This window comes from Tuberibacillus sp. Marseille-P3662 (assembly GCF_900178005.1).
Taxonomy (GTDB): Bacteria; Bacillota; Bacilli; order Bacillales; family Sporolactobacillaceae; genus Marseille-P3662.
Window position 1 is genome coordinate 672,034 of record NZ_FXBS01000006.1, and the last position, 14,393, is coordinate 686,426.

At 41.2% G+C, this 14,393-nt stretch carries 16 protein-coding genes and 1 pseudogene; 10 read left to right on the forward strand and 7 right to left on the reverse strand.

All coding sequences use genetic code 11. The annotated features are described in order from the left end of the window. Positions 1-6 precede the first annotated feature (6 nt). Positions 7-804, forward strand: coding sequence for an SDR family NAD(P)-dependent oxidoreductase (locus B9Y89_RS11900; protein WP_085523439.1), 798 nt, complete (start codon positions 7-9; stop codon positions 802-804). Between the two features lie 38 nt (positions 805-842). Here the strand turns inward: B9Y89_RS11900 and B9Y89_RS11905 are convergent, their stop codons facing one another. Both B9Y89_RS11905 and B9Y89_RS11910 read right to left on the reverse strand, forming a co-directional pair. Further along, positions 843-1,865: an ABC transporter permease gene (locus B9Y89_RS11905; protein ID WP_085523440.1), complete on the reverse strand. Its 1,023-nt coding sequence runs from the start codon at positions 1,863-1,865 to the stop codon at positions 843-845. Between the two features lie 2 nt (positions 1,866-1,867). After that, on the reverse strand, positions 1,868-2,731 hold the full coding sequence (locus B9Y89_RS11910; RefSeq protein WP_085523441.1) for an ABC transporter permease subunit: 864 nt from the start codon (positions 2,729-2,731) through the stop codon (positions 1,868-1,870). A 300-nt stretch (positions 2,732-3,031) separates the two neighbouring features. On the opposite strand from B9Y89_RS11910, the gene B9Y89_RS11915 reads away from it, so the two are divergent. Next, a complete protein-coding gene (locus tag B9Y89_RS11915; protein WP_254901241.1) occupies positions 3,032-3,334 on the forward strand; it encodes a DinB family protein in 303 nt (100 codons plus the stop codon). 9 nt (positions 3,335-3,343) lie between these two features. On the opposite strand, the gene B9Y89_RS11920 is transcribed toward B9Y89_RS11915, so the two are convergent. From B9Y89_RS11920 to B9Y89_RS11930, 3 genes are read right to left on the reverse strand one after another with little or no spacing between them, the layout of a single operon-like run. Next, the gene (locus B9Y89_RS11920; protein ID WP_085523443.1) at positions 3,344-3,556 is read right to left on the reverse strand and encodes a hypothetical protein; all 213 of its coding nucleotides are present in this window, start codon (positions 3,554-3,556) and stop codon (positions 3,344-3,346) included. Positions 3,557-3,597: 41 nt separating this feature from the next. Continuing rightward, positions 3,598-3,942 carry a YolD-like family protein gene (locus B9Y89_RS11925; RefSeq protein WP_085523444.1) on the reverse strand — a complete coding sequence of 115 codons (345 nt, stop codon included), beginning with the start codon at positions 3,940-3,942 and terminating at the stop codon, positions 3,598-3,600. A gap of 16 nt (positions 3,943-3,958) precedes the next feature. Further along, on the reverse strand, positions 3,959-5,194 hold the full coding sequence (locus tag B9Y89_RS11930) for a DNA polymerase IV (protein WP_085523445.1): 1,236 nt from the start codon (positions 5,192-5,194) through the stop codon (positions 3,959-3,961). A gap of 377 nt (positions 5,195-5,571) precedes the next feature. Here B9Y89_RS11930 and B9Y89_RS11935 point away from each other — a divergent pair, with 377 nt between their 5' ends. The 5 genes and pseudogenes from B9Y89_RS11935 to B9Y89_RS11955 all read left to right on the forward strand — a co-directional run bounded on the left by B9Y89_RS11935 (position 5,572) and on the right by B9Y89_RS11955 (position 8,867). Then, the gene (locus B9Y89_RS11935; protein WP_085523446.1) at positions 5,572-6,006 is read left to right on the forward strand and encodes a GNAT family N-acetyltransferase; all 435 of its coding nucleotides are present in this window, start codon (positions 5,572-5,574) and stop codon (positions 6,004-6,006) included. Positions 6,007-6,213: 207 nt separating this feature from the next. Beyond that, entirely contained in the window at positions 6,214-7,239 is a 1,026-nt protein-coding gene (locus B9Y89_RS11940; protein ID WP_085523447.1) for an Rpn family recombination-promoting nuclease/putative transposase, read from the forward strand. Positions 7,240-7,458: 219 nt separating this feature from the next. Further along, positions 7,459-7,912 (forward strand): annotated as a pseudogene (locus B9Y89_RS11945) (ASCH domain-containing protein). A gap of 63 nt (positions 7,913-7,975) precedes the next feature. After that, on the forward strand, positions 7,976-8,398 hold the full coding sequence (gene fosB, locus B9Y89_RS11950) for a metallothiol transferase FosB (RefSeq protein WP_085523448.1): 423 nt from the start codon (positions 7,976-7,978) through the stop codon (positions 8,396-8,398). Between the two features lie 22 nt (positions 8,399-8,420). Then, on the forward strand, positions 8,421-8,867 hold the full coding sequence (locus B9Y89_RS11955) for an NUDIX hydrolase (protein ID WP_085523449.1): 447 nt from the start codon (positions 8,421-8,423) through the stop codon (positions 8,865-8,867). A gap of 161 nt (positions 8,868-9,028) precedes the next feature. On the opposite strand, the gene B9Y89_RS11960 is transcribed toward B9Y89_RS11955, so the two are convergent. After that, positions 9,029-10,315 (reverse strand): DUF2254 domain-containing protein, encoded by a 1,287-nt coding sequence (locus B9Y89_RS11960; protein ID WP_085523450.1) that lies wholly within the window; start codon positions 10,313-10,315, stop codon positions 9,029-9,031. Between the two features lie 140 nt (positions 10,316-10,455). Between B9Y89_RS11960 and B9Y89_RS11965 the strand changes: the two genes are divergently transcribed. Then, positions 10,456-11,244 carry a GNAT family N-acetyltransferase gene (locus tag B9Y89_RS11965; protein ID WP_085523451.1) on the forward strand — a complete coding sequence of 263 codons (789 nt, stop codon included), beginning with the start codon at positions 10,456-10,458 and terminating at the stop codon, positions 11,242-11,244. 677 nt (positions 11,245-11,921) lie between these two features. On the opposite strand, the gene B9Y89_RS11970 is transcribed toward B9Y89_RS11965, so the two are convergent. Beyond that, complete coding sequence (locus tag B9Y89_RS11970) at positions 11,922-12,242, reverse strand: thioredoxin family protein (RefSeq protein WP_085523452.1); 321 nt, start codon at positions 12,240-12,242, stop codon at positions 11,922-11,924. 185 nt (positions 12,243-12,427) lie between these two features. Here B9Y89_RS11970 and B9Y89_RS11975 point away from each other — a divergent pair, with 185 nt between their 5' ends. Continuing rightward, complete coding sequence (locus B9Y89_RS11975) at positions 12,428-12,751, forward strand: iron-sulfur cluster biosynthesis family protein (RefSeq protein ID WP_085523453.1); 324 nt, start codon at positions 12,428-12,430, stop codon at positions 12,749-12,751. 97 nt (positions 12,752-12,848) lie between these two features. Continuing rightward, positions 12,849-14,342, forward strand: a complete 1,494-nt coding sequence (locus B9Y89_RS11980; protein WP_085523454.1) for a gluconokinase — start codon at positions 12,849-12,851, stop codon at positions 14,340-14,342. Positions 14,343-14,393: the final 51 nt, after the last annotated feature.

Below are 14,393 nucleotides of genomic sequence, written 5' to 3' on the forward strand. Positions count from 1 at the left end.
AAGAATATGGCTGATCACAAGTTACAACAAAAAACCATTGTTATCACCGGTGCTTCCGGTGGTATTGGAAGTCAGATGGCTTTGCTTGCCGCAAGTCTTGGTGCTGTTCCTATCTTGGTTGCGAGATCAGTTGACAAACTTCAAGCTTTAAGCGCTGACATTTATGAACAATATCGTATCGAGGCTGATTATTATGCGCTTGATGTCAGTGATGTTGAGGCCGTCAGTCGGACGTTTGCTGAAATCCAGGCCAATCATCCTCCGATTGATGTGCTGATTAATAATGCTGGTTTTGGTGTTTTTGATCATTTTCATGAAGCTCGTATGGATGATGTGAAGAAGATGATTGACGTTAATGTCGTTGGACTGATGGCCTGTACACGAGAAATAATGCCGCAGATGATGGACCGGCGCCAAGGGCATATCATTAATGTGGCTTCTGTTGCCGGAAAATTGGCGACACCGAAATCAATTGTTTATTCGTCGAGTAAGCATGCGGTTCTTGGGTTTTCCAATGGATTACGCATGGAACTTGATGGTACAGGGATCCATGTCACAACGGTTAATCCAGGGCCGATTCGCACGAATTTTTTTAATATTGCTGACCCTGACGGGGTTTACTTAAAGAATGTGAACCGGTTTTTGCTTGAACCCGATCAAGTCGCCAAAGCAGTGATGGCTGCGATTAGGAAACCGAGGCGCGAGGTTAACCTGCCGAAGTATATGAATATAGGAACGACATTATACAATCTTGTACCAGGATTGATTGAGAAAACTGCCGGAAAACTATTTAAAATGAAGTAGGTGAGCCCATTAACTACGGTTAATGGGCTTTGAGGATCTTAGCCCTGATGCGTTTGGTTGTGCCTGACGAAAGCAAACGCATTTTCACCGGCATCGGGCGCGGATTGGTGTTGGTTGTTAACCGTGGTTTTTCTTCGTGAATGATGAGGTTCCGATGCCGACTTAAGCCCTTCGAGTACAAAATTCATGGCGAGAATGGCTAAGGCAAACATCACGAGTGGTGTTAGTGGGATCCATGGGTGAACTTCTAAATATTGATAGCCTTTTCCGATTAATCCTGACCATTCTCCTGAAAGGGAAGTAAAGGTAGTTCCACCAGGGCCCATCCCAACGTCGGTTCCACCGAAGAATAATTGTAACAAACCTAAATGGACAAGAATGATCAGGACTTGTATGACCTGCTGTGCAAACTGAATCCAGAGTTTGGGTGCTAAATGGGGCATAATGTGCTTTTTCAAAATATGAAACCGGCTTGCCCCCATAACTTCAGCACCGGTAATGAATGCTTGTCTTAAAATGTAAGTCATATCACTTCCGATCTTAAGTGTTGTTGTTGGCAAAGCAATCACCGTTAATATGACAACTTCAAAAATCACGCGTGTCCCAAAACTGTATTCGAATTGTCCAATCGCTCCCTGTTCCATCAAAACGGGTTCTAACAAAAGATACGCTAATAAGGCCATCGGAACGTAATGAAAGGATTCCGCTATTTTAGATATCATTTGGTTGAATCGCATGAGGTACTGGCCATAGAAAATCCCTAATACAAACGAAATCATCATACGAAAGATAGCAACCAAAAAGGCAATGCCAATTGTCCACTTGGCGCCTAGCAAAACTTTATAAAATAAGCTTTCTCCTAAATTATTAGTCCCAAGGGGTGGATAGTCCGCTGGTGTTAATGGGGATGATGCCGCAAGTTGACCATCCTCATACAGAACATCTTTTTCTGGTATGTAACTATCGAAGACAAAAGTATGGATGATACTGGATATAAAAAGAATAAATAAAAACAAGAACCCGGTCAGAAACAGCGGATTTTTGCAAAGTGCTTTGACCATAGTTATATTTCCACCCTTTCTGCAGTGGTCTTTTCAATCACCACTTGCCCAATAGCTAAAAATAGAAAGATAGGCAGAAAAAGCATGAGACATCCCACTGTTAAAATGGTCGGCGTCAAACGTTCTAACATAAAGTTGATCAGGCCGTTCACATTAAAAATATATTCAGCAATTAAGACATTCGAAAGCATCACCCAGAGTACATACTTGGAATCAATGAAAATACGGATGAAGGCATTGCGGAATATATGACTAAGAACAACGTGGTGCTTCTTTAATCCTTTTCCTTTTGCTAGTTCCACGTATGGTTGTTCCTTCTCGACATCAAAATCTAAAACCATTGTTCGATAAAGCATTAAGCAGGGTATAACTGTCAGCGCCATCATTGGTAAAGCAAACGCTTCATCCTCTCCATAGGAAGCAACATTAAAAAGGTCGAACCCCGTTGTTTGATATACCCATATCGTTCCAAAAATGAATAAAGCCATGATCAAGACGTCTGGTAGCGATTCCAACATAAATACAATAAATTTAACCGGCTTGACAAGCTTTTCCGGCAACATAGCTGTCACGCATGCGGCGGCTAACGCCAATAAGAAAGCACAAGTGAAACTGACAAAGAACAACGTCATTGTGTTCTGCCAAGGTTCAAGCAATCTTGGTAGCAATGCTCGTCCAACCCCGTTATCAATATATGTGAGCGACCATGGCTGGGCCATATTGGCAACAACGTTGCTCAGACTGCTAAGATATGACGGAATATTCAGATGAATACCATCAAACAAAGCGGGTACCGAGCCAATTAGGAATAGTCCGAACCCTGCTAGAATAAATTTTAACGATAAACGGTAGGTGAGGTGTTGCAATTTGACTGTCTCCTTATATATTTGGACTTAGTAAACAATTATGAATAATAGGTCATTAATCCTAAGTATATCTAATCATTCTTCTTATGACAAGATAGTTATTTAAATATTTTAAAAATAATGGGTACAGGGGAACCTATTTCACTAATCACTATCGTCAAGCGGGGAAAGTGTTAATTGCTCCAGTTGAAGTGAAATTTACGGATACGAACTTAAGCAACTGATCTTGTTTATGTCTCGAATGAGCGAAAGAGCATTGTGAGTGAACAAGCCAATTGAAGGAGCATTAGGGGATTTGCTTTGAAAAAGGGAGTGACCCCGGTACATTCTGAGTCAGTTATCAATGTAGAAGACATACGTCATGTTTTTAAAGAGGTGGATCTGCTTGTTGATGAATTTCTAAAGACGTTCCAAGGGCAATGGGATCTTTCCCTGACCGGGCCTGTTCCTTGGCAAGATGAAGAGGAATCACTGACAACATTGTGGCTCTTCACACATACAACCACCCATGAATTTCATCACAAAGGGCAAATGGTATCAATGGGCCGGCAATTAGGGTATATACCGTTCGATACGGATTTGATAGAGCCAGCCAATGATTAAACTTGTTGGTTAGCGGTATTGATTATTTTCAGCCCAGTTAGTATACTGGCCGCTTCCGTCGCAATGCGGGCAATCATCCGGTGACATATCATCAAAAATATGTGAAGGCATATGAAATCCTGTGCCGTGGCAGTCGGGGCATTTGCCTAACAACTCCATGTTTGATCGGTGTTTTTCATACTTTCGGGCATTCCGATTGGAAATGGCTTTCATCAATCCCATTCTGTTCACCTCAGCATTAGGATGGTCAATCAAATGGGATTTTATGATTCGCCAACATCCAGAATATCACTGAACTCGATCCACGTCTCTCCGTTATTATTGGCTATCTTTATTTGGCCTCGTTCGGCATCCCATTTCTGGATCGTTCCTGTCACCAACAGGTCATCATAAGGGTGAAAAACGTGTAATTGTATGGGGTGGCCTTCTGTCATAGCGGCGGTCATTTTCTGTCCGATAAGCGCTGTTTGTTGCTCATCGAGTATAGGTTTTCCGTGTCTTTCCAGATCTTTTTGATGTTGTTGGATTTTCTGTTTATGTTCTGGCAGCATCATCCGGCTTGACTCCCACATCAGATTATGTCCAGGTGTTAGTTTATTTGGGTTCATGTGTTCACCTTCTTTCTTATTTATAATGGCCGCCAATCTTTTCTGCCCGGCTAAATGCCTGCCCAGCCTTAGTCAGAGAGGAGGCATGGACAAGCGCCGCCGGTCCATATTTAGCATAAATAGCATCCATGGCTTGATTAAGATTATCCTTTTTGATCGATCTGTCAAACAAATTGAGTTGATACACATTGTCCGGTTCGAGCTGCGATAGCGCAACACCGACACTACGAACGGGCAAACGATCCCAGTGTTGACAAAAAAGTTCAAACGCTGCCTGGAAGATATCCATCCCAAAATTCGTAGGGGCAAATAATTTTGATTGCCGGTGAAAGCCGGTTGGCTCATCAAAGTTAGCCCCACGGACGCCGACGGAAATCGTATGTCCCCGGTAATGCTTTGATCGCGCACGACGCGCGACTTCCTCGCTCAATTCCAGTAAAACAACCTTGATATCTTTCAACTTCTCGTAATCCCGAGGCAACGTCATATGATGGCCGACGGCTTTTTGCCCATCATGGGTTTTGACGGTGACAGGGGAGTGATCGATCCCATTGGATGTTAACCAGAGCCGTTCACCATTGATGCCCCAGCGTTTCTTCAGAATATGTACGGGAAATTGGGCGAGTTGGCCAATGGTACGAATGCCCATGTGCTCGAAATGGTGGGCCATCCGACTACCAACACCGAACATATCCCCGATCGGTAATGGCCACATTGTTTGCTGCATATTGGCATGATTTAATTCAAAAATCCCTTCTTTTGATTTCTTAGCAAACGCATCACAGGCGATTTTGGCCATCACTTTGTTGGGTCCAATACCAACTCTCGCTTTGATGCCGTTGGTATCTTTCTCAATAGCGTCTTTAATCTTCTGTGCTATTTCCCAAGGGTTACCAAATAACTGTTGGCTACCCGTCACATCTAAAAATTGCTCATCCACCGAAAAGATTTCCACCAAATCCGTGAATCGTTCGAGTATCTTCGTAATTCGAATCGAAACATCAATATACCGTTCCATGCGGGGCCTGATGATCACCGCCTGCGGACATTTCTGCTGCGCTTCCCATAACCGCCAAGCATTTTTTACGCCATATTGTTTGGCAAGCGGGCATGCAGCTAAAACAACACCGCTTCGCCGCTCGGGGTCACCCGATACAATAACCGGTTTATCTTGCAGATTCGGGTTATCTGCTTTTTCCACCGAAGCATAAAACGACTGCATATCAACAAGAAAAATGACTTTGTTTGTCATGGAAAGAAATCACCCTTCAGAACTAGGTATAAGGAATGGGAACAAAAGTTCTAACAATATTATATGCGAATGTGTGTTCTTTATTCAATGGTAATTGTTGCATGTATCGTACATGTGACGTCGTTATGTGAACCAAAATGAAAATTATTCAAAAGTTGACTGCTATGAAGTACCATTAAAGAAAAGCATTTTTCTTTAATGGATGTCGTGTCGTTTAGAAAAGCTGTCAAGGAGGGGCAACGAAATGCCGGTAACTACCTGTCAATCTTTGTTTGAGTCAAACTGGATCAAATGAGGATTATGGCTTGAGTGGTGGTCATTAGAGATTTTGAACAAACGTTTACAGGATTAAATATGAATGGGGGGGGACGGTTAGTTTGGAATATAAAAATGTTAATCAGCTACCTAATCATGAACTGCTGAACGGTATTTTATGCTTGCATGAAAGTATTTTCAAAGATTCTGATACCCTCATTACCCGAATGGAAAGCAAGCCAAAATTACTTATTACAATGGGGTTGGAACAAGGAAAAGTAGTAGGATATAAAATAGGTTATGAACTTGATTCTGACAAGTTTTATAGCTGGCTAGGCGGCGTTGATGGCGGTTATAGAAATCAAGGGATAGCATCCGAGTTAATGAAGACACAACATAACGATTTAAAAGAGAAGGGTTATAAAATTGTCCAAACGAAAACAAAAAATAAATGGCGAAACATGCTCATTTTGAATATCAAACAAGGTTTCAATGTCATTAGGACATACACAGACGAAAAACGGGAACCAAAAATCATTCTTGAAAAAAATTTATGAAGCTGAAACGACGGATGGACTATTGTGCTACAGTAAATAATGGTAATATTAGTGACTTAGCCCATTATTTCAGGCCAATAATAAGAAGTGTAAAAAATAATACGAACACTTGTTTCTGTATCGAGTTTATATTATAATAAATGCAAACCTCTACGAATAACCTCTTAGACATTAATTGTCATGAATCCAAAAGGATGTGGTAAACTAATGTCAAATTCATCTATGGTTTTAATTCACGAAGAAGCGCCCGCTTATACCGATTATGACCGTCTTTGGAAAGACCTTGTTACCAATAAGTTTGATGATTTTCTTTTGTTTTTGATGCCTGAGCTTTATGAACAAATTAATTGGCAAAAATCGCCGGATTCGCTGGAACAAGAATTTCACCGGCTGTTTCCGGAAAAGAAAGGGAAGCGCGTCTCAGACAAATTGCTAAAAGTGCAATTAAAAAACGGCCAAGCGCAGTGGATCCTTGTGCATGTTGAAATCCAAGGCTCAAAGGATCGGGATTTTTCTGAACGCATGTTTCAGTACTTCTACCGGATTTTTGACAAACATCAAGAGAAAATCGTTGCAATTGCTTTGTTAACTGATGAATACCCATCTTTTAAACCGACAGCCTTTACTTACAAGTTTTACGGGACACATCTTTCTTATAACTATAATACATTTAAACTCTTGGATATGAATGAAGCAGAACTTCTGAAATCAGACAATCCTTTTGCCTTGGCTGCTCTAGCTGGTATGTACGTTGCTAAAAGTAAGGACAATGTTAATCAACGCTATCAGTTCAAACGACAGTTATTCCGTCTTTTGTTAAGCGACAATCCAGGGATTCCAAAAGAGGATATATCCGATCTTTTGTATTTTATTGATTTTTTGATCAAAGTGCCATCCAGCTTAACGAAGCAACTTGAACATGAAATGGAGCCAGTTTCCCGAGGAGGTGATCGAATGACACAGTTCATGGATGGGGAATTGCCACCAACCATCAAGGGACTAGTTGAAAAAATGAAGGAAAGAGGAATGGAAAGAGGAATGGAAAGAGGAATGGAAAGAGGAATGGAAAGAGGAATGGAAAAAGGAATGGAAAAAGGAATGGAAAAAGGAAAGTCTGAAGAACAGAAAGCGATAGCAAGAGCATTGCTAGAAGAAGGTCTAGCAATAGAGACCATAGCTAGGGCGACAAAACTTGATAAAGAAACACTTAATCAAATCAAGAATGCGGAGTAAATGAGTCATTTGAGGTAAAGATTCACTTTGAGTATATTTATGATCTCCCTGAACGTGAGAGCGTATCATTTTTAGACATGGATGAAAGTGAGGTTAGGTACGGAGTGCCATACCTATAGGTTAGTGGCACTCCATTTATCTGAAATGTCTTTAAACTAAGCCATACACAATTTATAATGTGTAAATAGATAGAGAAGACGGAGTGTGGAGGAACAAACTATGAATCAAGCAGCACAAATCTATTGGAATGAATATTGGAAAGGGCACAAAAAGCCTCAGTCAGTGAGTGCATGGCAATTCGGGGCTGATCCGGACAAGTTAGCTCAATTAGTGATAGATGGTTGTAAAAACAGCTACGTGTTCGGCCTATGTTTTCTATGAGTTGGGCAATGAACCGTTACCAACAACGGAGGATTATAGCATTATTTTAAACAGTGATGACCTACCTTTGGCAATCATTAAAACGGTGGAAGTGATGTTCACACCGATGAATGAAGTTTCTAAAGCATTTGCTATTGCTGAAGGAGAAGGGGACCGAACATACCAATATTGGTGGGAGACTCATGAACAATTTTTTAGAAGAGAGCTAAGTGATATAGGACGTGAATTTTCAGAAGATATGTTGCTTGTCTGTGAGCGTTTTAAAGTAGTTGATGTGAAGGAAGAATCCTAGTATTCGGTAATGGTGCACTAATTGAACAGGCTATGAAAATGATAACTGACAGGAGTATATAATTTGAATATTCAAGGAATTAACCATTTACTGTTTTCGGTGTCAAATTTAGAAACATCCATACATTTTTATGAAAACGTGTTCAATGCAAAGTTATTAGTTAAAGGAAACAGCACAGCTTATTTTGATTTGAATGGACTTTGGCTTGCCCTTAACGTAGAAGAAGATATACCCCGCCAGGAAATTCTTCAGTCTTATACGCATATCGCTTTCACTCTTGCTGAGGATGAATTCAGTAAGGCGTATAGACATTTGAAAAATTTGAATGTCAACATTCTTGAAGGAAGGGAAAGGGACGAAAAAGATAAAAAATCCATTTATTTTACTGATCCAGATGGCCACAAACTTGAATTTCATACAGGTTCCTTACAAGATAGAATCAATTATTATAAACAGGATAAACCCCATATGCACTTTTACGTTTAGTTAGTCGGAAAGGTTGATTTCAATGACTGATTACATATTAGATTTGAGAAAACGTGTGGGAAATATGCCCTTGGTATTGAGTGTGGCGGGTTGCCTCATAGTTGATGAGCAGCATCGTGTGCTTTTGCAACATCGAGTGGACAATGATACATGGTCCATTCCAGGAGGTATCGTAGAACCGGGTGAATCTGTCGAGGATACTGTAAAAAGAGAAGTGTATGAAGAGACAAACCTTCAAGTCAACCAAATTGATTTTTTTAATATTTATTCCGGTGATTCGCAGCACTATATTTACCCTAACGGAGATGAAGTATTCTTTGTCAATATAGTATATGTAAGCAGGGAATATTCCGGGCAGTTAATGATAGATCATGTTGAGAGTAAGAATACAAAATTTTGGGATATCAACGAATTGCCTCAATTAACCCCACCTAACAAAAAAATATTAGCTGAATTTGCTCGTTACTGATTCGTTTAGGGATCACCCAAAAATGTTCGTGGTCACATTTTTGGGTGGTCAATTTAAAAGGCTCAGAATTCCTTTGCCTTTCACGTTGCGTGGTGTTTTAGTGGCTACAGACATTCAGGTGGTATGGCATGATTGTACACAAGTATTTGCTAATCATTGATTCACTCACAAGCATGATCCACCTTTTCAACCATCCTGCTCAGATGCTGAGCGTCCAAAGTAGATAAATTGTCCCAATCGACGACATCCAAAACATAGGCCTTAAACTGCCAAACGTCTTTTTTGACAGGTTTATCACTGACAAGCGCAATTTTATATAGAACTTCAAGAAGACCATGGATCACCGAAACATCACCTTGACCATAGTAGCGAATTTGATAAAAACTCTTGTATAGATAATCGCCAAATGTTTTCGGTTCGATGATGAGTCTCAATTGATCTTTGTTGTCCGTATAGTACGCCCAAGGCTTGTGATCTTTCCCTAACTCAATTAACAACCCACCAAGACGGTTAATGCAGTTAATCGCTGTATGGGGGTCGTTAATGGATGGTGAGATTGACTTAAGAGCGATATCCACTATTTTTTGCATGGCAAATTCGATGTCTTGAATCGGCGTTCGCTCATCACCAATGATAATGCCTTGTGGTGATTTCAGTCCATCTGAATTTCCTTCAGACCAATAGAAAAACAGTGGCATGTTTTTTGGGACATAATCACCGATTTGAAAGTTTGCCTTAAGCACGACGTGATGTTTTTGAGCCCAGTCGATAAGGGATCTATAGTCAATTGTTTGAATATATCCTGATCGGTCAGAATGTATCACTTGTTGTGTTGTTGCTTTAAGACCATTAAGATCGGCATCATCCCATTCTGTATATCTGCCATAATAGTTTCTGGACAAGACCTTATTGATAATGCCTGATGCTTCATTTCTTATTCTTCCGATTAAAAAATTGACCTTAACCCAACGAGAGGCATGATGCATAAACAGAATAAAACAAGCTAGACAAGCAATAGCGATGATGACGGCTGCTATGGGGCTGATTAATGCTTTTTTTGAGTTCTCGGTCAATAGCAAAAGGTTGATTAAGATGAATATAAATCCAAATGAATCAACACCCAGCACATGCTGGGTCACTCGGCTGCGCATGAAATCTTGTAACGTTCTTGGTGAAAACAATGAAGAATAGGTTGTCAGCACAACCATGATGGATGAAAAACTGATTGTTGTCATTGTTAAAATTGCCGTTATTAGTGATGAATATAACGTCTTCGCTATCTTTTGATCGGTTAACCATAAATCAGGGATGTGTTTAGCTATATTTGCCATCACCCAATGATCGACAGTTGCTACAAGGGTAACAGCAATTAAAGATAAGATACTATATATTGTCGGTACAAACCAAAAACTGTCGCGAATACTTATCCATAATTGGGTCCGGTTCATGTTGAATCACACCTTTCTAGATAATACCGTTATTCCCTGTGGGTGCGACCGAAAAACTTGTTTTATTTATAAGAAATTTTCCTTGAAATGCTTTCTGTTCGTGATATGATAGTAGAAATTTATTTGAAGGGGGCAGGGGAATGATTCGGCAATTAAGTGAAGAGGATCGCCAAGCTTGTTCTAAGCTGGTGCAAGATAGGCCGGCGGAGAATTTGTTTATTATTGGTGATTTGGAAGCTTATGGGTTTGATGAAAGTTTTCAGGATGTATGGGGTGACTTTGATAAAAGCGGGCAAATGCGGGGCATTCTGCTTCGCTACCGGGATAATTTTATTCCATATGCTCCGGCAGCATTTGATGCTAAGGGATTTGCCGCCATTATTGATCAAGATACCCGTGATCACAAAATCTTGTCCGGTATTGCTGGGATTGTAGAGCAAGTGATGCCTTATCTAGAATCTTTGCCTACGAAGACAAGGGATTTGTACTATGCTAAATGTGAACAATTGGAGCCGCTAAAAAGGGTCAGTGCCGATGTTCGTCAAGGAAGTATCGATGATGTTCCTGCTATTCTTAAACTGCATGAGCAGATACCTGAATTTGAAGCACAAGAGGGACGCGGAGAAAGCTTAAGCAAGAACATCGAGACAGGTGTGGCCCGGATCTATTATGTCAATGAGGGCGATACTATGGTTTCCAGTGCGATGACAACGGCGGAGAATAGCCAATCGGCCATGATTGTTGGTGTTTGTACACTTGATGAGTATAAAAAGCAAGGATATGCTACTTCTTGTATGGTGCAACTATGCCGTGATTTGTTAGCTGAAGGAAAAGAATTGTGTTTGTTTTATGATAACCCCGACGCTGGCAATATATATAAGCGGTTAGGCTTCAAAGATATCGATCGTTGGGTGATGAATGATCTATAGGAATTATAGAACCCCCAAAGAGACCCAAACGCTTATTCAAGCGAATGGGTCTTTTTTAGTGTCACCCGGAACGGACTAACCGCTCAGGAGTTTTCCGATGACGCCGGCAAGCACAACTCCGGCTCCAACAAGTCCTAAGATAATTAAAATGTCTTTAAATGTTAACTGGTTCATATGATTCCCTCCCTCTACAAAATCTAAGAGGAGTCTGCTGTACAGACTCCTCTTAGATAAAAAATAAAGAGTCTGTTCCTAAAAAACAGACTCTACCCGCAAAACGGCATAAAGGAGCCTGCTTAACCAAGGGTATGGGTGTGAATCAACCCTAGGTGACAGGCTCCTCCGGATCACGCCTTTTATTAAGTTACGCTCATTATAACATGAACCTGATGCGTTTTCATTAAAATTGATGGATTTTGTTCAAAAATTAATCAAAAGAGGAAACGATGTGGAAATACGGCGCATGAATCATGAATAAATGAAAAAAATATGGAGTGGGAGGTGAATGTGACCATGAGTGAACACGTCAATCGACCGCAAAAGCCAAACCATGCGCAAGACAAAGCACAGCAAGAGAAACGAGATGGTTACGGCAACAAAAAAGTTGAAGGCCCGAACCGGCCATCGACGTAAATTCAGTAAAAAACGCTCGGTCTTCAACAGACCGGGCGTTTTTATTACTTCTCTAACTTGTTAAGAAACTCGTTAACGTCTTCAGGGCTTTTGGCATCGGCACTGTGTAAGTGCGCGATCTTTTCGCCGTTCTGAAATACGAGTAAGCTGGGAATACCCATCACTTCATAGGTCTGTGCGGCTTCTGGAAACGCATCGCGGTCAATTTGGTACCAATCGTATTGTTGATGTTCTTCGATAATATCACCGATAAACATATTCATGCGCTTGCAATCAGGGCACCAGTCCGCTTCAAACTTGATAATGGTTGGTTTGTCGCTATTAATGGCTTGGTTCAATGTTTCTTGTGTATCAATATTTGTCAATTTTTATCACCCCTATATAGAAAGTCTATAACGATACTCTCATCATAGCAAATTATGCCTATCAGGCGAAAACATCATGCTTAAGAAACGTTAAGAGACATATAGAGTGAGGCATGGATACAGCGAATGGTGATTTTAATATGGTACAATGGTAGCGTGAAAAATTGGGATAAGGAGTTCAAAGAATGGACATTCATATAACGGAAGCAGCAAGAGAGCGGCTGGGTCAATCGATCAATAACGATCAGTATCAGTATATCAAAATTGCTTATGATACAGTGGGATGCGGTTGTGTTAATGATGGCGTCTTTCATTTAATTTTAACGAATGTTCCGGATCAAGGTGATCGAGAAATTGAAGGCGAATTACTACCGTTTTTGATTCAAGAACAATATGAAGTGTTCTATGATAAGACGATGGTGATTGATTATGCTACTAAATACAATATATTTCAACTTAAGAGTCCGAATCAAATGCTTGATCCACGGATGAAGCTTACGACAACTTAATAAGGGTAGTTATATCTAGTCTATTGAAAGTAGATAAGGTTTCGCTCATAATTGGGAGCGAGTGTGCATGAAGGTAGATGAGGAGGTTAGGCACAGCATGATATACACAGGAATTGATATTGGAACAACCAGCACGAAGACAACAGCTTATGATGCTTCTGGATCCGCTGTAGCCCAATCGGAAAAAGATTATCCGTTATTAACGCCGGAAACAGATTATGCAGAACAGGATCCTGAAACGATATTTCAGGCGGTTATGCAAACGCTAACGGACGTCAGTCAGCAGGTTGTTCAGCAAGGCAATACGATTGCGGCGGTTAGTTTCAGCGCGGCAATGCACAGTTTGATTGGATTGGATGCTAATAATGAATGTCTCACGCGTTCGATTATATGGGCTGATCGCCGGGCTAAATGGCAAACTCAGAATTTGAAGGAGTCATCAGCAGGCAGTACGCTCTATCATCGAACGGGAACGCCGATCCACCCGATGTCCCCCCTTACCAAGCTCATGTGGTTTAAGGAAGAACAACCTGAGCTCTTTTATAAGACGAAAAAGTGGATATCAATTAAGGAATATATATTTTACCGGCTCTTTGGTGAATTCGTTGTTGATTACTCAATTGCCTCGGCAACGGGAATGTTTAATTTAAAAAACTTAGAGTGGGATGAGGAAGCACTTCAGATTGCGGGTATTGACAGCGGCCAGTTATCCCAGCCTGTACCGACGACGTATGTTGTCAAAGGTCTACATAAGGATAATGCCACCCAACTTCAGATCGCTGCAGATACACCTTTTATCATCGGAGCGAATGACGGCGTGCTCGCTAATTTGGGTGTTGGTGCGATTCGTAAAGGTGTGGTGGCTTGCACAGTCGGCACAAGCGGTGCGGTTCGTGCGGTTGTTGATCACCCGATTACGGATCCTAATGAACGCACCTTTTGTTATGCGTTGACGGACGAGCTGTGGGTGATTGGCGGACCGACCAATAATGGGGGAATTGTTCTTCAGTGGTTGCGGGATAACATTTTCTACGACATGAAAAAACCAGATGATGGTGATCCTTATGAAGCCATGACAGCATTAACGACATCCGTGCCACCGGGTGCTGAAGGGTTATTGTTTGTACCATCTTTAGCCGGTGAAAGGTCACCGTCTTGGAACCCTGACACAAAGGGTGTGTTTTATGGTTTAACACTGAATCATACCCGTGCCCACATGATCAAAAGTGCGATGGAAGGCGTTATGTTACAACTGTACACTGTTGTTGATGCACTGCAAAAAATGGGGGTTGAGCCGAAAGAGTTCCGGGCAACTGGAGGATTCACCCATTCTCCTGAATGGTTGCAAATGGCGGCAGATATTTTTGACGCACCGATAAAAATTCCAGCCAATCCACAAAGTGCTTGTTATGGAGCGACCCTGTTAGCTAAACACGCGCTCGAAGACCAGGGAAGTATCCATGAATATGATGATATTGCTATGGGAGAGGCGATTGATCCTGATAACGAACGAACTCACGCCTATGCTCCGGTTAAAAAGCGATTTATGGAAGTTTCCCGGATTAGTTCCGATCAATTAAGTGTTTATTAGGATATAAGTATGGTTAGCAAAACCCGTTGGCGAGTGATTGCCAACGGGTTT